The following is a 19,548-nucleotide window of genomic DNA, read 5'->3' as shown; positions in this document are numbered from 1 at the left end:
GCGGCCGAGCGGTGGGTATGAGGCTTGCGGGCCTCTTCGCTGGCGAGCCAGCTCCTACACAGGGATACAGGGGGCTGTCTTGGTCAGTGGGATTGGCCGTGCCAGGGCACCAGCTTGCGCTGCAGGGCGCGCAGGCCCATCTCCATGGCAAAGGCGATCAGGGCGATCACGAGGATCCCTAGGACCACCACGTCGGTGACCAGGAACTGGGCCGCGGACTGCACCATGAAGCCCAGGCCGCTGGTGGCGGCAATCAGCTCGGCGGCCACCAGGGTCGACCAGCCCACGCCCAGGCCGATGCGCACGCCAGTGAGGATGTCCGGCAAGGCGCTGGGCAGGATCACGTGGCGGATCAGTTGCGCCTTGGTCGCGCCCAGGGACTGTGCGGCGCGCAGTTTGGCCGGGTCCACGGTGCGCACGCCGGTGGCGGTGGCAATGGCAATCGGGGCGAAAATCGCCAAGTAGATCAGCAGCACCTTGGACAGCTCGCCAATGCCGCACCAGATGACGATCAGCGGCAGGTAGGCCAGGGGCGGGATCGGCCGGTAAAACTCGATCAGCGGGTCGAGGATGCCCCGGGCGATGCGGTTGGCGCCGATGGCGATGCCCACCGGAATGGCCGTCAACACGGCAAACCCCAGGGCCAGGCCGATGCGTTGCAGACTCGCCGCAAGGTGCTGCCAGAGGGTGGAATCCATGTAGCCGCTGGTGGCCAGCAACCAGCCTTTTTGCAGCACGGCGGCAGGCGGCGGCAGGAACAGCGGCTCGATCCAGCCGCTGGCGGTCACTGCCCACCACAGGGCGAGCAAGGTGACCAGGGTCAGCAGGCTGATCCAGCGGGTGCTCAGGCTACGGCGCACAGGCGCTGCGGCTTTGGGCGTGGCGGGCTGGGTGCTGGTCGCCGGAATCTCGTAGCTGCTCATGCCTGCTCCTGGCGCTGGACGGCGCTGCGTTGGGAAAACACTCGAGCCAGCACGTGTTCGCGGGTTTCGATAAAGCGTGGGTCGGACTTGATGGCCCGGGCCGATTCGCCGGCGGCGTAGCGCTGGCCGAAATCCAGGCTCAGGCGCTCGACGATCTGCCCTGGATTGGGGGCCAGCAGAATCAGGTCGGTGGCGAGGAATACGGCTTCTTCAATATCGTGGGTAATCAGGAACACCGGCTTGTCGGTGCGACGCCAGACCTGCAGCAGCAGTTCCTGCATCTGTTCCCGGGTAAAGGCATCGAGGGCGCCGAAGGGTTCGTCCATCAGCAGCACCCGTGGGTCGGCGGCCAAGGCGCGGGCCAGGCCTACACGCTGTTTCTGGCCACCGGACAATTGCCAGATCCGGCGCTTGTCGAAGCCGTTCAGGTCCACCAGCGAGAGCATGTCCCGGGCGCGGGCTTCACGTTGCTCGCGGGCCACGCCGGCCAGTTCCAGGCCAAAGGCGACGTTACCCAGCACGTCCTGCCAGGGCAGCAGCGCATCGTCCTGGAACACCACGCCGCGCTCGGCGCTGGGACCTTTGACTGGCACGCCGTCGAGGGTGATGCGTCCGGCGCTGGGTTCGACAAAACCGGCAATCAGGTTCAGCAGCGAGGTCTTGCCGCTGCCGGAAGGCCCAAGGGCCACCAGCAGTTGCTGGGGCCCCAGGTCCAGGGAAATATCCGCCAGCACCGGCTCGGCGGCACCGGGGTACTGTGCGCTGATGCGCTCCAGTTGTAGCAACGCCATGACGGCTATCTCCTCTGTGGGTGGGCGTCAGTTGGTGATGAACTTGGCGCTGACGAAGGGCGCGTAGTCCGGCAGCACGGCTTCAACCTTGCCTTGCTCCTTGAGGAACACGGCGGTGTCGGTGATGGCCTTGGTGGTCGGCGCGCCGAGGGTGATGACTTGGTCGGCCGCCAGCGGGTAGACGTTGCCTTGCAGCAGCAGGGGGATGTCGCTGGCCTTGGCCCCGGAGAGTTTCACCAGCTTGTCGACGTTGCTCTGGTTGGCCAGCCAGGCTTGCGGGTCTTTGCGGTAGTCGGCGTAGGCGTCCAGGGTGACCTTGGCGAAGGCCTTGACGATGTCTGGGTGCTTCTCGGCGAAGTCTTTGCGCACAATCCAGGCGTCAAAGGTCGGCGCGCCGAACTTGGCCAGTTCGCCGGAAGTGATCAGCACTTTGCCGTTTTCCTTGGCTACACCCAGGGCTGGGTCCCATACGTAAGTGGCGTCGATGTCACCGCGTTTCCAGGCAGCAATGATCGCCGGTGGCGCCAGGTTGAGAATCTGTACTTTCGACGGGTCGATGTTCCAGTGCTTGAGGGCGGCCAGCAGGCTGTAGTGACCGGTGGACACGAACGGCACGGCGACTTTCTTGCCAATCAGGTCTTGCGGGGTCTTGATCCCCGAACTCTCGCGGGCCACCAGGGCTTCGGCTGCACCGATCTGGGTGGCGATAAGGAAGGTTTCCACCGGTACCTTGCGGGTGATTGCCGCGGTCAGCGGGCTGGAACCCAGGTAACCGATCTGCACGTCGCCGGAAGCGATGGCGGCGATGATGTCGGCGCCATTGTCGAATTTGCGCCAATCGATCTTGGCCTGGGTGGCCTTTTCATAGGCGCCGTCGGCCTGGGCGACCTTGGCTGGATCGACGGTGGTCTGGTAGGCGACGGTGACGTCGGCCGCCTGGGCAAAGAAGCTCGCTGCAGCCAGGGACGCGGCCGCCAGGAGGCGAAGGGGGAAGTGCAGTTTCATCGGGTAGCTCCTCATGGGCGGCCGGAGATCGGCGTGAGAGGAGACTAAATGATCTAAGAATGCAGAAATAAATAACTTTTTTGCATTAGCTTATGAGGGGAAATGCGTGGGCGCTGTTCGCCGGCCAGCCGGCTCCTACGGGAAGGTGTAGGAGCCGGCTGGCCGGCGAAACGTCAGTTGCTGATAGCCAGGATGCTGGCTTGGTAGGAGCCGACAAACACGTCGAAATCCCCCACTTCGTTCTGTTCCAGCTCGGTCTGCTGGGCCAGGGATTTACGCGCTGCTTCCTCGAACGCCGCTTGCTCTTCCTTGTTCAACCCAGGGCTGCGGAAAAACTCGGCGTGGGCCTGGCTTTGACGCAGGGAGAACTGGCTGAAGCTTTCCTTGTGCTCGGCCATGGCCGCCAGCACTTGGGCGGAAGGGGTCAGGGATGGATCCTTGACCTTGGCCAGTTGGGCGTCCAACGCTTTGCTGTGGGCATCACCACCGTGGCTCTGGTCGAGCAAGGCTGCCAGCGGGGCGATCTGCTCCAGCAGTTCGCCAGCCCATTGCTTCAAGTCCACCGGTTGGCCCTGGCGCTGCAATTGCAGGCCCGGGCGCCGGCCTTCCTTGACCACGCTGAGGAAGTTCGAGGTGGCATTGCTGCACTCGGTGTTCTCCAGTTGCGGGCTGTCGTTGAGCGCGCAATACAGCAGGAACGCATCGAGGAAGCGCGCCTCTTGCAGGTCGATGCCCATGGGCAGGAACGGGTTGATGTCCAGGCAACGCACTTCAACGTACTGAATGCCCCGGGCCATCAGCGCCTGGATCGGCCGCTCGCCGGTGTAGGTCACGCGTTTCGGGCGGATGTTGGAGTAGTACTCGTTTTCGATCTGCAGGATGTTGGTGTTGAGTTGCACCCACTCGCCATCCTTGTGGGTGCCGACTTCCACGTACGGCGCATACGGCGTGGCCACGGCCTGGCGCAGGCTGTCGGTGTAGCTGCTCAGGTTGTTGTAGCAAGGGGTCAGGCCAGCCTGGGCGTTGCTCTGGTAACCCAGGTCGCTCATGCGCAGGCTGGTGGCGTAGGGCAGGTACAGGGTCTCGGCGTCCAGCTGTTCCAACTGGTGCGAGCGGCCACGCAGGAAGCCTGCGTCCAGGGCCGGCGAGGCGCCGAACAGGTACATCAGCAACCAGCTGTAACGGCGGAAGTTACGGATCAGTGCGATGTAGGACGAGGACTGGTAGTCGCGGTCGCTGCCGACAAAACCCTCGGCTTCCTTGAGCAGGGGCCAGAGCTTTTCCGGCAGGGAGAAGTTGTAGTGAATCCCGGCAATGCACTGCATGGTCTTGCCGTAGCGCAGGGCCAGGCCCTTGCGGTACACGTACTTGAGCTGCCCGATGTTGGAGGTGCCGTAATAGGCGATCGGGATGTCTTCCTCGGCCGGCAACGGGCACGGCATCGATGGGCTCCACAGGTACTCGTTGCCGAGCTTGCTGTAGGCAAAACGGTGGATCTTATCGAGGCTGCTGAGGGTGTCTGCCGGGTCGGGTAGGGCCGGGGTGATGAACTCCAGCAGCGACTCGGAATAGTCGGTGGTGATCTGTTCGTTGGTCAGCGCGGAACCCAGTTCTTCCGGGTGCGGAGTCTGTGCCAGGCGGCCTTCGCCGGTCACACGCAGGCATTCACGTTCGATGCCGTGCAGGCACTGCTCGAGCAGGGAGAGGTTAGCGCGCTCGCCAAGCAAGGCCAGGCGGCGGTTGAGAAGTTCGCTCAAGTTGGATTCCTTCACGCGTCAGTCGCCCCAATATGGGGGTGGGCAGGACGGTCTACAAGGGTGAAGTTAAAACTGGCGTTTTCGCCTGGTTTGGGAGTCATGCCGACTCATTCGCAAATGCCAACATGCATCCCTGAATCTGGCCGTGGCGCAGGCAGGAAAATGCCGACGCCGCTTTCGCAGCGTCGAAATTAACCCAAATTCATGACGGGGAGCTATAGGACTGCGAAGGTGCCTTGCGCTTTTGCGACCAGTTTGTCGCCTTGCACCACGTCCGCCTCGACCACCAGGGTGCGGCGGCCGGGGTGGATGACTCGGGCGCGACACAGCACGTCGCCCTCGGACACCGCGCGGATGTAGTTGATCTTGCACTCGATGGTGGCGCTGTGTTGGTCGAAGCCATGGGAGCTGGAACAGGCCAGGCCCATGGCGATGTCCACCAGGCTGAAAATCGCCCCGCCGTGGAGCTTCTGCCCGCGATTGCGCAACTGCGGGGTCAGCTCCAGGGCGACGTCCGCTTCGCCGGTTTCTAGGCGTTGCAAACGGCAGCCGAGCAACTGGCTGAAGGCGCTTTCGGTCAAGCCGGCGGGGATTTCCATCAGCGTTTCTTCAACTGTTTGGCGTTGGCGAACAGCGAGGCCATGGCATTGTTGCTCGGGGCAGCGGCGGTGGTTTCCTTGCGCGGCGCGGTGTTCTGCGACTGGCGTGGCGCCGAGCCTGGGCGGGAGCCACGGGCACCGTCGATTTTCTCGCCGGGGGTGTCGCCCATGCGCATCGACAGGCCTACGCGTTTGCGCGGGATATCGACTTCCATGACCTTGACCTTGACCACGTCGCCAGCCTTGACCGCTTCACGCGGGTCCTTGATGAACTTCTCCGACAGCGCCGAGATGTGCACCAGGCCGTCCTGGTGCACGCCGATGTCGACGAAGGCACCGAAGTTGGTGACGTTGGTCACCACGCCTTCGAGGATCATCCCCAGTTGCAGGTCCTTGAGGTCTTCGACGCCGTCCTGGAACTCGGCGGTCTTGAACTCCGGACGCGGGTCGCGGCCCGGCTTGTCCAGTTCCTGGAGGATGTCGGTGACGGTCGGCAGGCCGAAGGTTTCGTCGGTGAATTTTTTCGGGTCCAGGCGCTTGAGGAAGCCGCTGTCGCCGATCAGCGAACGGATATCACGGTCGGTCTCGGCGGCGATGCGTTGCACCAGCGGATAGGCTTCCGGGTGAACGGCTGAGGCGTCCAACGGGTTGTCGCCGTTCATCACGCGGAGGAAGCCGGCCGCCTGTTCGAAGGTTTTTTCGCCCAGGCGTGCGACTTTTTTCAGGGCCGCGCGGGTCTTGAACGCGCCGTTTTCATCGCGGTGGCTGACGATGTTCTGCGCCAGGGTCGCGTTGAGGCCGGAGATCCGTGCCAGCAGGGCCACGGAAGCGGTGTTGACGTCCACGCCGACGGCGTTCACGCAATCCTCGACCACGGCGTCCAGGCCGCGGGCCAGTTTCAACTGGGACACGTCATGCTGGTACTGGCCGACACCGATGGACTTCGGATCGATCTTCACCAGTTCCGCCAGCGGGTCCTGCAGGCGACGGGCGATGGACACTGCGCCACGGATCGACACGTCCAGGTCCGGGAATTCCTTGGCCGCCAGTTCCGAGGCCGAGTACACCGAAGCGCCGGCCTCGGAGACCATGACCTTGGTCATTTTCATGGCTGGGTATTTTTTGATCAGCTCGGCGGCCAGCTTGTCGGTTTCCCGGCTGGCGGTGCCGTTGCCGATGGCGATCAGGTCCACGGTGTGCTTGGCGCACAGGGCGGCCAGGATGGCCAGGGTCTGGTCCCACTTGTTGTGCGGCACGTGGGGGTAGACCGTGGCGTGGTCCAGCAGCTTGCCGGTAGAGTCGACCACGGCCACCTTGCAGCCGGTGCGCAGGCCCGGGTCGAGGCCCAGGGTGGCGCGCGGGCCGGCCGGGGCCGCCAGCAGCAGGTCGTGCAGGTTGTGGGCGAAAACGTTGATTGCCTCGGTTTCGGCGCCGTCGCGCAGTTCGCCCAGCAGGTCGGTTTCCAGGTGGGTGTAGAGCTTGACCTTCCAGGTCCAGCGCACCACTTCGCCGAGCCATTTATCAGCGGCGCGGTTCTGGTTCTGGATGCCGAATTGCTGGCCGATCATGCCTTCGCACGGGTGCATGGTGCCCGGCAGCTCCTCACCGACTTTCAGCGCGGAGCTGAGGATGCCTTCGTTGCGGCCACGGAAAATCGCCAGGGCCCGGTGCGACGGCATGCTTTTCAGCGGTTCGTCGTGTTCGAAGTAGTCGCGGAACTTGGCGCCTTCCTCTTCCTTGCCGGCAATCACCCGGGCACTCAGGGTGGCTTCCTGCTTCAGGTAGCTGCGCAGCTTGTCCAGCAGGCTGGCGTCTTCGGCGAAGCGTTCCATGAGGATGTACTTGGCGCCTTCCAGGGCTGCCTTGACGTCGGCCACGCCTTTTTCGGCGTCGACGAAGCGTGCGGCTTCGGCTTCCGGCGTCAGGGTCGGGTCGTTGAACAGGCCGTCCGCCAGCTCGCCGAGGCCGGCTTCCAGGGCGATCTGGCCCTTGGTGCGGCGCTTCTGTTTGTACGGCAGGTAGAGGTCTTCGAGACGGGTCTTGGTGTCGGCCAGCTTGATGTCGCGGGCCAGCTCGGGGGTCAGTTTGCCTTGCTCTTCGATGCTGGCGAGGATGCTGATCCGCCGCTCGTCGAGTTCACGCAGGTAGCGCAGGCGCTCTTCCAGATGACGCAGTTGGGTGTCATCCAGGCTGCCGGTGACTTCTTTCCGGTAGCGGGCGATGAAGGGCACGGTGGAGCCTTCATCCAATAGGGCCACGGCCGCTTCGACCTGTTGTGGGCGTACGCCGAGTTCCTCGGCAATGCGGCTGTTGATGCTGTCCATAAAACCACCTGACAAAATGTGAAAGCAGGCTCGCAGGGGGTTCGATAAGGCCCGCGAGCCTGGTTGAGCGGCCTGGCCAGCGCCGCCACCTGGATCAACAGGCAGCCTGTTGACCCGCGAAATCGAAAAAATACTGCCGGCCGAAGGAAATAAATAAGCCGGCCAAAGTCGTACTGATCAGATATTGCCCAACACAAAAGGCGGCGCATTATAACCAGCGTTCTGCGGTTGGGGGCGATAGCGCCCTTCATGGCGACGGCGGGTTTGCTGGCGACGGGGGAAAAATCTGCTAACAATGCACACGGTGCGTATAACGGCAGCTACGCCATAATGCGCACCGAGATAAAAGGAGCATCCAATGAGCAGCACTGCACAACCTGCTGAAGGCGAAAAAATTCTAATTGTTGACGACGATCCAGGGCTGAGCAGCCTGCTGGAGCGTTTTTTCGTCAGCAAGGGCTACCGTGCCCGCGCAGTTCCGAACACTGAACAAATGGACCGCCTGCTGGGTCGTGAAGTGTTCAACCTGGTGGTCCTGGACCTGATGCTGCCCGGCGAAGACGGTTTGACCGCCTGCCGCCGCCTGCGCAGCGCCAACAACCAGATCCCGATCATCATGCTCACCGCCAAGGGCGACGAGCTGAGCCGTATCAAGGGCCTGGAACTGGGCGCCGACGATTACCTGGCCAAGCCCTTCAACCCGGACGAGCTGATGGCCCGGGTCAAAGCCGTGTTGCGTCGCCAGTCCGCGCCAGTGCCGGGCGCCCCGGGTAGCGAAGACGAAAGCGTGAGCTTCGGCGACTACGAGCTGTCGCTGGCCACCCGCGAACTCAAGCGCGGCGCAGAAGTGCACATGCTCACCACCGGTGAGTTCGCGGTGCTCAAGGCCCTGGTGATGAATGCCCGCCAGCCGCTGACCCGCGACAAGCTGATGAACCTGGCCCGTGGCCGTGAATGGGATGCCCTGGAGCGTTCCATCGACGTGCAGATTTCCCGTCTGCGCCGGATGATCGAACCCGATCCGTCCAAGCCGCGTTATATCCAGACCGTTTGGGGCGTGGGTTATGTGTTTGTGCCGGATGGCACCGCCACCAAGTGATGGATGATTTGTAGGAGCGAACGCCCGGGCCGGTCAACGACCCGGGCGTTCGCATTCCGCAACGCTGCGAGCGCGACTCGCTCCTGCAAAGTGTGTAATGGCTGTTTATGAAAACCCCGCTGTGGTTCCCCCAGAGTTTCTTCTCCCGCACCCTGTGGCTGGTGCTGATCGTGGTGCTGTTCTCCAAGGCCCTGACCCTGGTTTATCTGTTGATGAACGAGGACGTGCTGGTGGATCGGCAGTACAGCCACGGTGTGGCCCTGACCCTGCGCGCCTATTGGGCTGCCGATGAATCCAACCGCGACCAGATCGCCGAAGCCGCAGGCCTGATCAAGGTGGTGGGCAGCGGTGTGCCGGCCGGTGAACAGCATTGGCCCTATAGCGAGATCTATCAGCGGCAGATGCAGGCTGAGCTGGGCGCTGATACCGAAGTCCGCCTGCGCATGCATGCACCGCCCGCGCTCTGGGTACGGGCGCCGAGCCTGGGGGATGGCTGGCTCAAGGTGCCGCTGTACCCGCACCCGCTGCGCGGGCAGAAAATCTGGAGCGTGCTGGGCTGGTTCCTGGCCATCGGCCTGTTATCCACCGCCTCGGCCTGGATCTTCGTCAGCCAGCTCAACCAGCCCCTCAAGCGCCTGGTGTACGCCGCTCGGCAACTGGGCCAGGGCCGCAGCGTACGCTTGCCCATCAGCGACACCCCGAGCGAGATGACCGAGGTGTACCGCGCCTTCAACCAGATGGCCGAGGACGTGGAACAGGCAGGGCGCGAGCGCGAGTTGATGCTGGCGGGGGTCTCTCACGACTTGCGCACGCCTCTGACCCGCTTGCGCCTGTCACTGGAGTTGATGGGCGCACACACCGACCTGACCGACGACATGGTGCGTGACATCGAAGACATGGACGCGATCCTCGATCAGTTCCTGGCCTTTATCCGCGATGGTCGCGACGAATCGGTGGAAGAGGTCGACCTTAGCGACCTGGTGCGCGAAGTGGCGGCACCCTATAACCAGAATGAGGAGCGTGTGCACCTGCGTTTGCAGCCGATCCAGCCTTTCCCGCTGCGTCGGGTGTCGATGAAGCGCCTGCTCAACAACCTGATCGGCAACGCCCTGAATCACGCAGGAACGGCAGTGGAAGTGGCGGCCTATGTGTCGGGTGACACCAATGCGCCTTACGTGGTGCTGAGTGTGCTGGACCGTGGCGCGGGGATTGATCCTTCGGAGCTTGAGGCCATTTTCAACCCCTTCACCCGCGGTGATCGAGCCCGGGGTGGCAAGGGCACGGGCCTGGGCCTGGCCATCGTCAAGCGCATTGCCGCCATGCACGGCGGCAACGTGGAATTGCGTAATCGGCCGGAAGGCGGCCTGGAAGCGCGAGTGCGCTTGCCGTTGGGATTGTTGCTGCCACGCGACGCAGACTAAGAGCAGCTGCAAGCTTCAAGCGGCAAGTGAGAATCAGCGCTTCTACTTGCCGCTTGAAGCTGGAAACTTGCCGCTGTTCTTAACCTTTGCCCTTGGTCCGTGTCATGTTCGGGCCGCCATTTTTTTCGATGTGTTCGATGATGATCCCCGCCACGTTTTTACCGGTGGTGGTCTCGATGCCTTCCAGGCCCGGCGAGGAGTTGACTTCCATCACCAGTGGCCCGTGATTGGAACGCAGGATGTCCACGCCGGCCACGCTCAGGCCCATGACTTTGGCCGCTCGCAGCGCGGTCATGCGTTCTTCCGGGGTGATCTTGATCAGGCTGGCGCTGCCGCCGCGATGCAGGTTGGAACGGAACTCCCCCGGCTTGGCCTGGCGCTTCATGGCGGCGATCACTTTGTCCCCCACCACGAAGCAGCGAATGTCCGCACCACCGGCTTCCTTGATGTACTCCTGGACCATGATGTTCTGCTTCAGGCCCATGAAGGCCTCGATCACCGATTCCGCCGCCGTGGCGGTTTCGCACAGCACCACGCCGATGCCTTGGGTGCCTTCCAGTACCTTGATCACCAGGGGCGCGCCGTTGACCATTTCGATCAGGTCGGGGATGTCGTCCGGCGAGTGGGCAAAACCCGTCACCGGCAAGCCGATACCACGGCGTGACAGCAGTTGCAGGGAGCGCAGCTTGTCCCGCGAGCGGGCGATGGCCACCGATTCGTTGAGCGGGAACACGCCCATCATTTCGAACTGGCGCAGCACCGCGCAGCCGTAGAAGGTCACTGACGCGCCAATGCGCGGAATCACCGCATCGAAGCCTTCCAGGGGCTTGCCCCGGTAGTGGATCTGCGGCTTGTGGCTGGCGATGTTCATATAGGCGCGCAGGGTATCGACCACTACCATTTCATGGCCACGCTCGATGCCGGCTTCAACCAGACGACGAGTGGAATACAGACGCGGGTTACGCGACAGCACAGCGATCTTCATGCAACACCTGTGGCAGAGGTAGTGGATACCGGAAACACCGGCTTGTCTTGAACGTATTTAATGCCTGGGTTGACCACCAACTGGCCGTCAATCAGGGCTTTGGAACCGAGCAGCAGGCGATAGCGCATGGCCTTGCGGCAGGCGAGGGTGAACTGCACTCGCCATACCCGATCACCCAGGGCCAGGGTGGTGCTGATGACGTAGCGCACCTGGGCCTGGCCGTTGGAACTCTTGATGGTCTTCATCGCCACCAGCGGTGCTTCACAACGCCGATGACGCAACTGCACCACGCTGCCCAGGTGTGCGTTGAAACGCACCCATTGCTGCCCGTCGCGCTCGAATGGCTCGATCTCGGTGGCGTGCAGGCTGGAGGTGCTGGCGCCGGTGTCGATCTTGGCGCGTAAGCCGGCTACTCCCAAATCCGGGAGCGCCACCCACTCGCGCAGACCGACAACGGTCAAATGGTCAAATGTCTTCAAACTTGGGTAACCCGTGATTAACGTTTCCAGGCCGTGGTGGGAACCTCGGCTAACGCATTGAATGCAGGCCTGGCGAACCAGTAGCCCTGCATCAGAAAAATTCCGCAGTCGGCGAGAAAGTCCCGTTCGCCGGCACTTTCGATGCCTTCGGCGATGACTGTAATACCCAATTCCGCACAGATTGTGACAATCCCTCGCACGATCACCTGCCGCACGCGATCCTGGTCCACATCGCGGATCAGGGCCATGTCGAGCTTGATCAAGTCGGGTTGGAAATCTGCCAACAGGTTCAGCCCCGAATGGCCTGCGCCGAAGTCGTCGATGGCGGTCTTGAAACCGAATTCGCGGTATTCACGCAGAATATGGGTCAAATGGCGATGGTTATCTACGTGCTCGCTTTCCAGGGTCTCGAAAATCAGTCGATCCAAGGGGAAATTGTGGGTGCGGGCCGCTTCCAGGGTGCTGCGAATACACAACTCCGGGCGGTACACCGCGTTAGGCATGAAGTTGATCGACAAGTAGCTTTGCATGCCCAGCTGCGCCGCGCCGGCAATTGCCTGGGTGCGGCAGCGCTGGTCGAAGCGGTAGCGATTGTGGTCGTCCACCTGGTTCAGCACTGTCAACGCGCCTTCGCCATGGGGGCCGCGGACCAAGGCCTCGTGGGCGAAGATCGATTGGTCACGCAGGTCGACGATGGGTTGATAGGCGAAGGAAAAATCAAAGCCCAGGGGCTGGCTTTGCTGGCAACCTTCGCAACGGGCGTTGGGCGAGGTCAGTGCAGTAGGAAAATCAGTCACAAGGACACCTCGCTGTTTGGGTGTGAACCTGGGGTATTTTAGGTGACGCGCAGCTTTTGGCGGGGGCCGCGCTCGGGTTGTACAGTTGCGACATTTTTCAGAAAGAGGAATTCCAGTGGCGCAGAAACAGGAAGAAGACGACAAGGTCCGGCTGGACAAGTGGCTATGGGCGGCACGCTTCTATAAAACCCGTGCCCTGGCCAAGGCGGCCATCGAGAGTGGCAAAGTGCACCATCGCGGTGAGCGCTGCAAACCGGGGAAGGAGCCGCGGATCGGCGATGAATACCAGATTCGCGCTGGCTTCGACGAACGTACCGTGGTGGTCCAGGCCCTTTCCATCGTCCGTCGTGGCGCTCCCGAGGCACAGACGCTCTACGCGGAAACCGAAGCCAGCATCGCCAAGCGTGAAACCGCGGCGGCCCAGCGCAAGGCTGGCGCTCTGGGGGTCAGCACCGATGGCAAACCGAGCAAGAAACAGCGCCGTGATCTATTCAAGTTTCACGGCAGCAGTCACGAGTGAAACCGTAGGCGCCGGCTTGCCGGCGAATGGGCCCTTGAGGACGCCTTCGTCGGCAAGCCGGATCCAACTCTGTTTAGCGCAGCAGGCTGCTGGAACGGACCACGCTCATACGCGAGAGCACCGGCATCCGGGTCATCAGCTTGAACAGCGGGTGGGTCAGCCACAGCAGGGCGTTCGACATCCTGGCTGCATACGGCGTGTAGTAACCCCAGCCCAAGGCCCAGACCGCCAACAGCACGCCGCCGATGTAGTCGTCCTGGCCCCAATGCGCACCGGCCACCAGGCGCGGCATCATGAACAGCAGGGTCAGGCCCCAGATCACCAGGAACTGGCCCAGGCTGCGGCTGAATTTACCGAGGAACAGGGCCCAGATCAGCAGCACCGAAGCGTGGTCGCCCGGAAAGCTCTGGCTGGAGCGGTCTTTCAATTCCCAGGCTTTTTCCCAGGTCGGGAAATAGTCACTCATGTGCACCGCCCCCTTGATCACCATCGACGGGCTTTGGTGTTGCCAGCCCATGACGCCGACCAGCTTGGAAAACAGCACACGGATGATAAGCATCAGGATCAGGATCGACAGGAAACCGAAGAACGCCCGTCGCACATCCACCGCCTTGAACACCCAGTCACCGCGAATCAACAGGCTCAGCATGATGATCCCGACCACCACGTCGAACGGACGCAAACTGGCCACGGCCCAGATATGCAGCCAGGTGGCGTGGCTGGCCAGCGGCGTATTGAGCAGGCCGAACAGCCATTCGTCGAACATCGTGCAGAGCATCTGGCCGGTGGGCCACAGCCAGAAACCCAGGAGCGCCAAAGGGAGTAAATTGCACAGAGCCAAGCCGCCGAGGTTCCACCTTGCTTGGAACAAACCCGGATTGTTCATAAAATGCCTCCATTGGCCGAAAAAAAAGCGCACCGTCATGGTGCAAAAAAGCGAATTTTCGGTTTTTGTAACCTTTTTGTCATCACTTCAGATACCCAGACCTATGACTGATTTGCCGGATACCGACTACTCCCAACGCTTCATCTTCGATGACAGCGACGCCCGCGGCGAGCTGGTGGCGTTGGAGCGTAGCTACGCCGAAGTCCTCGCCAAACACCCCTATCCGGAGCCGGTAGCGCAGCTGCTGGGCGAACTGATGGCGGCCGCGTCGTTGCTGGTGGGCACCTTGAAGTTCGATGGCTTGCTGATCCTCCAGGCGCGTTCCGAAGGCCCGGTGCCGTTGCTGATGATCGAGTGTTCCAGCGAACGTGAGATTCGCGGCCTGGCCCGTTACGACGCCGAGCAGATCACCCCCGACGCGACCCTCGCCGACCTGATGCCCAACGGCGTCCTGGCCCTGACCGTGGACCCGACCCAGGGCCAGCGCTACCAGGGCATCGTCGACCTGGACGGCGCCACCCTGTCGGAATGCTTCACCAACTATTTCGTCATGTCCCAGCAGACCGGCACCCGTTTCTGGCTCTACGCCGACGGCCGCCACGCCCGTGGCCTGCTGCTGCAACAACTGCCGGCTGATCGCCTGCGCGACCAGGAAGAACGCGACGCCAGCTGGCAGCACATCACCGCCTTGGCCAGCACCCTGACCGCCGATGAATTGCTGAGCCTGGACAACGAAACCGTGCTCCATCGCCTCTACCACGAAGAGGCCGTGCGCCTGTTCGACGTGCAAAGCCTGCGCTTCCGTTGCAGCTGCTCACGCGAACGTTCCGGCAATGCGCTGGTCAGTTTGGGTCTGGAAGATGCCCAGCAACTGGTGGTTGAACACGGTGGCCGCATCGAGATCGACTGCCAATTCTGCAACGAACGCTACCTGTTCGATGCTGCCGATATCGCTCAATTGTTTGCGGGAGCGGGTGTCGACACACCGTCAGATACTCGTCACTAAAACGGTTCAGCGCAGGTAAATTACCTGGCAAACGCCGGATTTACGCCGTACTGACGGGAGGGCCCTACTCTTTTTGGGCTTTTCTGGCATAATCCGGCGCACTTTTTTCGCGGTAGTAGTGCGCGAGTTTCTACTACAAAACGTTTGGAGCACTCGGCCAATGGCCGACGGGGAACCTCATGACGCAAGCCAATAACGCCGTGTACACCGATCTGAGTGTGGATGATCTGGTCAAAGAAGCCCTGAGCCGCGGTGAAGGCGAGCTTGCCGATACCGGCGCGCTGGTTGTTCGTACCGGTCACCGTACCGGCCGCTCGCCAGTCGACCGTTTCATCGTTGAAGAGCCGAGCACCCAGGCTGCCATCGCCTGGGGCCCGATCAACCGCAAGTTCCCGGCCGACAAGTTCGACGCCCTGTGGGACCGCGTTGCTGCCTACCTGGGCGAGCGTGAGCGTTTTGTTTCCCATGTGCATGTAGGTTCCGATCCGGCGCACTACCTGCCGGTGAAAATGACCACCGAAACCGCCTGGCACAACCTGTTCGGCCGTTGCCTGTTCATCAACCCGGAGCAGTACAACGCCGGCGGCAAGGACGAGTGGCAGATCCTCAACGCACCGAACTTCGTGTGCGAGCCAGAGCGTGATGGCACCAACTCCGATGGCACCGTGATCATCAACTTCGCGGCCAAAAAAGTGCTGATCGCTGGCATGCGTTACGCCGGCGAAATGAAGAAAGCCCTGTTCTCGGTACAGAACTTCCTGCTGCCGGCCGCCGACGTGCTGCCGATGCACTGCGCTGCCAACATGGGCGAAGAGGGCGACGTGACCCTGTTCTTCGGCCTGTCGGGTACCGGCAAGACCACCCTGTCGGCTGACGAAAGCCGTTACCTGATCGGTGACGACGAACACGGCTGGGGCGTGGGCGTGGTGTTCAACATCGAAGGCGGTTGCTATGCCAAGTGCATCGACCTGTCCGAGAAAAACGAGCCGGTGATCTGGAAAGCCATCCAGCACGGCGCGGTCCTGGAAAACGTCGTTCTGGATGCCAACAAAAAGGCCGACTACGCCGACGACAGCCTGACCCAGAACAGCCGCGCGGCTTACCCGCGTGAGCTGATCGAAAAACGCGCACCGAAAAACCTCGGTGGCGAGCCAAACGCTGTGATCTTCCTGACCTGCGACCTGACCGGCGTACTGCCGCCGGTGTCGATCCTCAGCGAAGAACAAGCGGCCTACCACTTCCTGTCTGGCTACACCGCTCTGGTGGGCTCGACCGAAATGGGCTCGGGCGCTGGCATCAAGTCGACCTTCTCCACCTGCTTCGGCGCACCGTTCTTCCCGCGTCCGGCTGGCGAATACGCAGAGCTGCTGATCAAGCGCATCCGTGGCTTCGGCTCCAAGGTGTACCTGGTCAACACCGGCTGGACCGGCGGTGGCTACGGCGTCGGCAAACGCTTCAACATCCCGACCACCCGTGGCGTGATTGCAGCGATCCAGAGCGGCGCGCTGATCGGTGCCGAAACCGAGCACCTGGACACCATCAACCTGGACGTGCCGCTGGCCGTTCCAGGCGTCGACACCGAACTGCTCAACCCACGCAACACCTGGGCTGACAAAGCGGCGTACGACGAAGCAGCCAAAGCCCTGGCTGGCCTGTTCATCGAGAACTTCAAGAAGTTCGAAGTGAGCGATGCTATCAAGGCTGCCGGTCCGAAGCTGTAAGCCTCGGCCTGCAATGAAAAAGCCGCCCTTCGGGGCGGCTTTTTTGTGCCTGGGATTCAGGGGGGGAGGCGAATGAGGGTGCTTGCAAAAGGGGGGCAACACATGGACGTTGCAACCTAAGGTTCATGCACGTACCAGAGTCAGTGGGCGAGCGAATGCCTCGCTCCAACCGTCGTTTGCATCTATGCATGGCCCCGGCGATCCGGGCCTGAGTTGGTAAACACGCCCAAGACATTGACGTGCTGGTCCGGGTCTTTTCGGCGCTCTGCCTACAGCCCCTCCAGCACCTGCGTCTCCCAGCGCCGCGTCTTGATTGCCTGGTACAGCATGCCGATGGTCAGCGGTCGTTTGTCGCCTCGGCCTTTGGCGCGGCGCTTGAGGAAGACGTCGAAGCCTTCGGGTTGGAAGTAGCGGTAGGCGTCGTAATCGATGAAGTCGATGTCAAACAGTTGCTCCAGCGCCAGCATGAAGTGCTCGGCGTCTGCGCCATCGCAGCCCAGGTCGAGGTTGATGGCGGTGGTGAGGCGGATGCCCTTGCGTTCGGGCAGGCCGATCTCTTCGTGCAGCAACTGCATCAGTTGGTGCATGGTCGGGTCGTCGGGGAAGCCGGGGGCCAGGTGCATGGTGAATGTCCGCTGCGGGGAGGCTGGAGGCGAAAGTGTACGGCGATTTGTTCGGGCATTCATCGGCGGCCCTTTCAGCCGCATCGCCTGCAACGAATCACAGCGATCTTGCCCTCGCTGCTTCGAGCATGATTGTTAGGTCGCTCGCCTGTTCGTATAAGGTTTTTCCTGAGTGTTGGCAGCCCCTTTCCGGATCAGCTGAGCTGCCGCTCAGGGGGCGTCTGATTCACTCACTTTTCGGCCCGCTGGCCGAGCGTTGGCCGGCAAACCTGTGTATGGTGCGCGGCTGGTTGGGTGGGCGCCGGATGGTCTGGGCCAGCCCCGATTTAAAGGGAATTAGCGATGGGTTTTCTTCGCCTTGCTGCGCTGATGTGGCTATGGGTTGTGATGTGTCCGGCGCAGGCGCTGCCCAGCGAAGCCGCGCCGGGTGATGCTGAGAGTCTGCGAGTGGTGTTGAGCTGGGCGACGGCTAACCAGGACCTGGATGCCCATTTGATGTACCCCGGGCATCACCTGTATTTCGCGTCCCCGCAAGCCCCTGATGCGCAGTGGCAAGGCGATAGCCAGAGCGCCTCTGAAACCCTGCGCGTTGCGCCGCTGCGGGCCGGTGAGAGCTATCTCTATGCCGTGCATGATTTCACCCACAGCAGCAACCTGAGCTCCTATCAACTGGCTCGCAGCCAGGCCAAGGTCGAGGTCTATCGCGGTACGGCCTTGTTGCGCAGCTACTCGGTGCCACAGAACCGCGAAGGCAATCTGTGGACAGTGTTCCGCCTGACCGGCAGCGGCGAGTTGCAGGACATCAATGGGTTCAGCAGTGTGGCGGTGGAGCCGGAAGCGGTCTTCGATGAGCTGACCCCGTTGCTGGATGATCAGGTGGCGGTGGAGTCGTTGGTGAAGAGCGCCGCCCCGGTGTTGAATGCCAAAACCCTCAACCAACAGGGCGAAGCGGCCTACCGCGCCGGAACCTTCTCTACGGCGATGCAGCTCTATCGCCAAGCCATCGAGCTGGATGAACATTACGCCCAGGCCTACAGCAACCTCGCTCTGGCCGCCCACAAGGACGGCCGTATCGGCGATGCGCTCGAGGCGGATCGCCAAGCCATCGCCCTGGCCCATGGCCCGTCCGCGGCCAGTGTGCGGGCCAGTGCCTATTACGACATGGGGCGCATCTATGAAGAGGCCGGGCAATGGTCCAAGGCCCTGGAGCAGTACCAGCGCGCCCGTGAGCAGAAGCTCAATCCGGTGTATGACAACGCCATCGAACGGATGAAAAACCGCTGACGGTGCACGTCGCAATGGTATTCACAACGCGCCTTGTCCTGGCGCGTTGTGCATTTAAGGAGGTTGATATGTGGTTACGGGTATTCCCTGGGTTGCTGGCGCTTTGCCTGATCAGCGGCATGGCGCAGGCCGCGGGGCCGCGGGTGTTCGCCACCATTGATCGCAGCGGCTGGCCGAATGCCCTGGACAGCCCGGAGGCCTTCGACACCGCCTCCCGGGGGGAAATCCTGATGTTTGGCAAGGCGCTGCTGGCCAGTGAGGCCCTGGATGAGCAGGCCTTGAAGCAGACGTTGGGGGTCAAGCAGATCGACCTGGCCTCCCTGAATCAGGTGCGCGACGCTTTTTGGCTGCGCTTGCTGAGCAACTACCGACTGGCCAGCCAGGACTGCGAAGGTTCGGTGTTCTGCCTGCCGGTGCGCACCTTGCCGGAGCTGCGCCAACTGGTGGCCGGCTTCACGGCACAGAGCACCACCCGTTATGGCGCCTGGGCCGCAGCGAGTGAGGTGTTCCATCGGCAATACCTGTCGGAGCAACTGCGGCTGGCGGCGTTGTTTCCGATGGTCAGCAGTGAAATTCGACGTTTCGGCCAGGGGGAAATACTCGGTGATGAATTGCAGGACCGGCAGTTCCTGCTGACCTTCGATGACGGCCCGAGCGTTCGGGGCGGCTCCACGGACCGGCTGTTGGAGGTGTTGCGATCCGAGGATCGGCACGGTCTGTTCTTTGTCCTGGGGAGCTCTTTTCAGCAGCGCCTGGAGCAATCCTCCGCAGAGGCCCTGGCCAATCTTTACAACGATCAGTGCGTTGCCTTGCACGGTTGGGAGCATAAATCCCACAGTTCCTGGCGCGATTGGCAGGGTTCCATCAGCCGCTCGGCGAGCCTGGTGAGCAAGACCCTGCCAGAGGAATACCAGCCATTGTTTCGCCCGCCCTATGGCCAGCGCCGCAGCGACAGTGCGACGTTCTTCAAGGCCCAAGGGCTGGAGGTGATGTTGTGGAACATCGACTCCCAGGATTGGAGCAAGGCCATTGATGGCCACGCCGCGAGCCAGCGGGTGCAGACCCTGATGCTGCTGTGGCGCAGCGGGGTGATTCTGTTTCATGACACCCACGACAAAGCCGCCAAGGCGTTGCCGACCCTGTTCGAGGCCAATCGAGACAACGGCGTGCAGTGGGTGGATTGCCGCATGGCGCACTAGGCGCTCTTGTCAGGTGCCGATGGCTCCGCGAGTACTGCGCGGGGTTCAGCGCTGTATCATCCGGTAGCCCTTTTCCTCCAGACCTTTTCTCGACCCGCCGGCCCGCCCCGCTAGGCTTTAGGGCAGGCC

General features: G+C 62.3%; 18 protein-coding genes. 7 read left to right on the top strand and 11 right to left on the bottom strand.

Annotation, left to right across the window (positions count from 1 at the left end; translation table 11 throughout):
• Positions 1 to 83: 83 nt before the first annotated feature.
• The 6 genes from tauC to M1B34_RS08785 all read right to left on the bottom strand — a co-directional run bounded on the left by tauC (position 84) and on the right by M1B34_RS08785 (position 7,399).
• Positions 84 to 923 carry a taurine ABC transporter permease TauC gene (gene tauC / locus M1B34_RS08810; protein WP_268264882.1) on the bottom strand — a complete coding sequence of 280 codons (840 nt, stop codon included), beginning with the start codon at positions 921 to 923 and terminating at the stop codon, positions 84 to 86.
• Complete coding sequence (gene tauB / locus M1B34_RS08805; RefSeq protein ID WP_123329038.1) at positions 920 to 1,714, bottom strand: taurine ABC transporter ATP-binding subunit; 795 nt, start codon at positions 1,712 to 1,714, stop codon at positions 920 to 922. Before tauB ends, tauC begins: the two co-directional genes overlap by 4 nt.
• A 27-nt stretch (positions 1,715 to 1,741) precedes the next feature.
• The gene (gene tauA, locus M1B34_RS08800; RefSeq protein WP_268264881.1) at positions 1,742 to 2,719 is read right to left on the bottom strand and encodes a taurine ABC transporter substrate-binding protein; all 978 of its coding nucleotides are present in this window, start codon (positions 2,717 to 2,719) and stop codon (positions 1,742 to 1,744) included.
• Positions 2,720 to 2,892: 173 nt separating this feature from the next.
• Positions 2,893 to 4,476 (bottom strand): glutamate--cysteine ligase, encoded by a 1,584-nt coding sequence (gene gshA, locus M1B34_RS08795; protein WP_268264880.1) that lies wholly within the window; start codon positions 4,474 to 4,476, stop codon positions 2,893 to 2,895.
• Between the two features lie 215 nt (positions 4,477 to 4,691).
• Complete coding sequence (locus M1B34_RS08790; RefSeq protein WP_123329044.1) at positions 4,692 to 5,075, bottom strand: PaaI family thioesterase; 384 nt, start codon at positions 5,073 to 5,075, stop codon at positions 4,692 to 4,694.
• Positions 5,075 to 7,399: a Tex family protein gene (locus M1B34_RS08785; RefSeq protein ID WP_268264879.1), complete on the bottom strand. Its 2,325-nt coding sequence runs from the start codon at positions 7,397 to 7,399 to the stop codon at positions 5,075 to 5,077. Before M1B34_RS08785 ends, M1B34_RS08790 begins: the two co-directional genes overlap by 1 nt.
• A gap of 358 nt (positions 7,400 to 7,757) precedes the next feature.
• Between M1B34_RS08785 and ompR the strand changes: the two genes are divergently transcribed.
• Both ompR and M1B34_RS08775 read left to right on the top strand, forming a co-directional pair.
• Positions 7,758 to 8,498, top strand: coding sequence for an osmolarity response regulator transcription factor OmpR (ompR, locus tag M1B34_RS08780; RefSeq protein ID WP_123329048.1), 741 nt, complete (start codon positions 7,758 to 7,760; stop codon positions 8,496 to 8,498).
• A 107-nt stretch (positions 8,499 to 8,605) separates the two neighbouring features.
• Positions 8,606 to 9,919, top strand: a complete 1,314-nt coding sequence (locus M1B34_RS08775) for an ATP-binding protein (RefSeq protein WP_268264878.1) — start codon at positions 8,606 to 8,608, stop codon at positions 9,917 to 9,919.
• Between the two features lie 79 nt (positions 9,920 to 9,998).
• Here M1B34_RS08775 and rimK read toward each other — a convergent pair whose 3' ends face one another.
• The 3 genes from rimK to rimA are packed head-to-tail and all read right to left on the bottom strand — an operon-like array spanning position 9,999 to position 12,180.
• The gene (rimK, locus tag M1B34_RS08770; RefSeq protein WP_106696253.1) at positions 9,999 to 10,904 is read right to left on the bottom strand and encodes a 30S ribosomal protein S6--L-glutamate ligase; all 906 of its coding nucleotides are present in this window, start codon (positions 10,902 to 10,904) and stop codon (positions 9,999 to 10,001) included.
• A complete protein-coding gene (gene rimB, locus M1B34_RS08765) occupies positions 10,901 to 11,383 on the bottom strand; it encodes a retropepsin-like aspartic endopeptidase RimB (RefSeq protein WP_123329052.1) in 483 nt (160 codons plus the stop codon). Before rimB ends, rimK begins: the two co-directional genes overlap by 4 nt.
• 17 nt (positions 11,384 to 11,400) lie before the next feature.
• The gene (gene rimA / locus M1B34_RS08760) at positions 11,401 to 12,180 is read right to left on the bottom strand and encodes a S6 modification regulatory phosphodiesterase RimA (RefSeq protein WP_268264877.1); all 780 of its coding nucleotides are present in this window, start codon (positions 12,178 to 12,180) and stop codon (positions 11,401 to 11,403) included.
• A gap of 115 nt (positions 12,181 to 12,295) precedes the next feature.
• Here rimA and M1B34_RS08755 point away from each other — a divergent pair, with 115 nt between their 5' ends.
• Positions 12,296 to 12,700 carry an RNA-binding S4 domain-containing protein gene (locus tag M1B34_RS08755; RefSeq protein WP_123329056.1) on the top strand — a complete coding sequence of 135 codons (405 nt, stop codon included), beginning with the start codon at positions 12,296 to 12,298 and terminating at the stop codon, positions 12,698 to 12,700.
• Between the two features lie 73 nt (positions 12,701 to 12,773).
• Here the strand turns inward: M1B34_RS08755 and M1B34_RS08750 are convergent, their stop codons facing one another.
• Positions 12,774 to 13,586, bottom strand: coding sequence for a phosphatase PAP2 family protein (locus M1B34_RS08750; protein WP_268262899.1), 813 nt, complete (start codon positions 13,584 to 13,586; stop codon positions 12,774 to 12,776).
• A 103-nt stretch (positions 13,587 to 13,689) separates the two neighbouring features.
• On the opposite strand from M1B34_RS08750, the gene hslO reads away from it, so the two are divergent.
• Positions 13,690 to 14,592, top strand: coding sequence for an Hsp33 family molecular chaperone HslO (gene hslO, locus M1B34_RS08745; RefSeq protein WP_123329059.1), 903 nt, complete (start codon positions 13,690 to 13,692; stop codon positions 14,590 to 14,592).
• A gap of 179 nt (positions 14,593 to 14,771) precedes the next feature.
• Positions 14,772 to 16,313, top strand: coding sequence for a phosphoenolpyruvate carboxykinase (locus tag M1B34_RS08740; RefSeq protein ID WP_123329061.1), 1,542 nt, complete (start codon positions 14,772 to 14,774; stop codon positions 16,311 to 16,313).
• Between the two features lie 269 nt (positions 16,314 to 16,582).
• Here M1B34_RS08740 and M1B34_RS08735 read toward each other — a convergent pair whose 3' ends face one another.
• Positions 16,583 to 16,936, bottom strand: a complete 354-nt coding sequence (locus tag M1B34_RS08735) for a DUF1493 family protein (protein WP_268264876.1) — start codon at positions 16,934 to 16,936, stop codon at positions 16,583 to 16,585.
• Between the two features lie 342 nt (positions 16,937 to 17,278).
• On the opposite strand from M1B34_RS08735, the gene M1B34_RS08730 reads away from it, so the two are divergent.
• Together M1B34_RS08730 and M1B34_RS08725 are read left to right on the top strand one after the other, a co-directional pair.
• Entirely contained in the window at positions 17,279 to 18,220 is a 942-nt protein-coding gene (locus tag M1B34_RS08730; protein ID WP_268264875.1) for a tetratricopeptide repeat protein, read from the top strand.
• Positions 18,221 to 18,288: 68 nt separating this feature from the next.
• Positions 18,289 to 19,419, top strand: coding sequence for a polysaccharide deacetylase family protein (locus M1B34_RS08725; RefSeq protein ID WP_268264874.1), 1,131 nt, complete (start codon positions 18,289 to 18,291; stop codon positions 19,417 to 19,419).
• Positions 19,420 to 19,548 lie beyond the last annotated feature (129 nt).

This window comes from Pseudomonas morbosilactucae, assembly GCF_023241715.1.
GTDB lineage: Bacteria > Pseudomonadota > Gammaproteobacteria > Pseudomonadales > Pseudomonadaceae > Aquipseudomonas > Aquipseudomonas morbosilactucae.
This window is presented reverse-complemented; position numbering and strand designations above follow the sequence as displayed.

Excerpts from the sequence above, each read along its gene's own strand:
- tauC (WP_268264882.1), bottom strand. The coding sequence starts at position 923 with ATGAGCAGCTACGAGATTCCGGCGACCAGCACCCAGCCCGCCACGCCC.
- M1B34_RS08740 (WP_123329061.1), top strand. The coding sequence starts at position 14,772 with ATGACGCAAGCCAATAACGCCGTGTACACCGATCTGAGTGTGGATGAT.
- M1B34_RS08790 (WP_123329044.1), bottom strand. The coding sequence starts at position 5,075 with ATGGAAATCCCCGCCGGCTTGACCGAAAGCGCCTTCAGCCAGTTGCTC.
- tauA (WP_268264881.1), bottom strand. The coding sequence starts at position 2,719 with ATGAAACTGCACTTCCCCCTTCGCCTCCTGGCGGCCGCGTCCCTGGCT.
- ompR (WP_123329048.1), top strand. The coding sequence starts at position 7,758 with ATGAGCAGCACTGCACAACCTGCTGAAGGCGAAAAAATTCTAATTGTT.
- M1B34_RS08725 (WP_268264874.1), top strand. The coding sequence starts at position 18,289 with ATGTGGTTACGGGTATTCCCTGGGTTGCTGGCGCTTTGCCTGATCAGC.
- M1B34_RS08785 (WP_268264879.1), bottom strand. The coding sequence starts at position 7,399 with ATGGACAGCATCAACAGCCGCATTGCCGAGGAACTCGGCGTACGCCCA.
- M1B34_RS08775 (WP_268264878.1), top strand. The coding sequence starts at position 8,606 with ATGAAAACCCCGCTGTGGTTCCCCCAGAGTTTCTTCTCCCGCACCCTG.
- M1B34_RS08735 (WP_268264876.1), bottom strand. The coding sequence starts at position 16,936 with ATGCACCTGGCCCCCGGCTTCCCCGACGACCCGACCATGCACCAACTG.
- M1B34_RS08730 (WP_268264875.1), top strand. The coding sequence starts at position 17,279 with ATGGGTTTTCTTCGCCTTGCTGCGCTGATGTGGCTATGGGTTGTGATG.
- rimK (WP_106696253.1), bottom strand. The coding sequence starts at position 10,904 with ATGAAGATCGCTGTGCTGTCGCGTAACCCGCGTCTGTATTCCACTCGT.
- hslO (WP_123329059.1), top strand. The coding sequence starts at position 13,690 with ATGACTGATTTGCCGGATACCGACTACTCCCAACGCTTCATCTTCGAT.
- tauB (WP_123329038.1), bottom strand. The coding sequence starts at position 1,714 with ATGGCGTTGCTACAACTGGAGCGCATCAGCGCACAGTACCCCGGTGCC.
- M1B34_RS08750 (WP_268262899.1), bottom strand. The coding sequence starts at position 13,586 with ATGAACAATCCGGGTTTGTTCCAAGCAAGGTGGAACCTCGGCGGCTTG.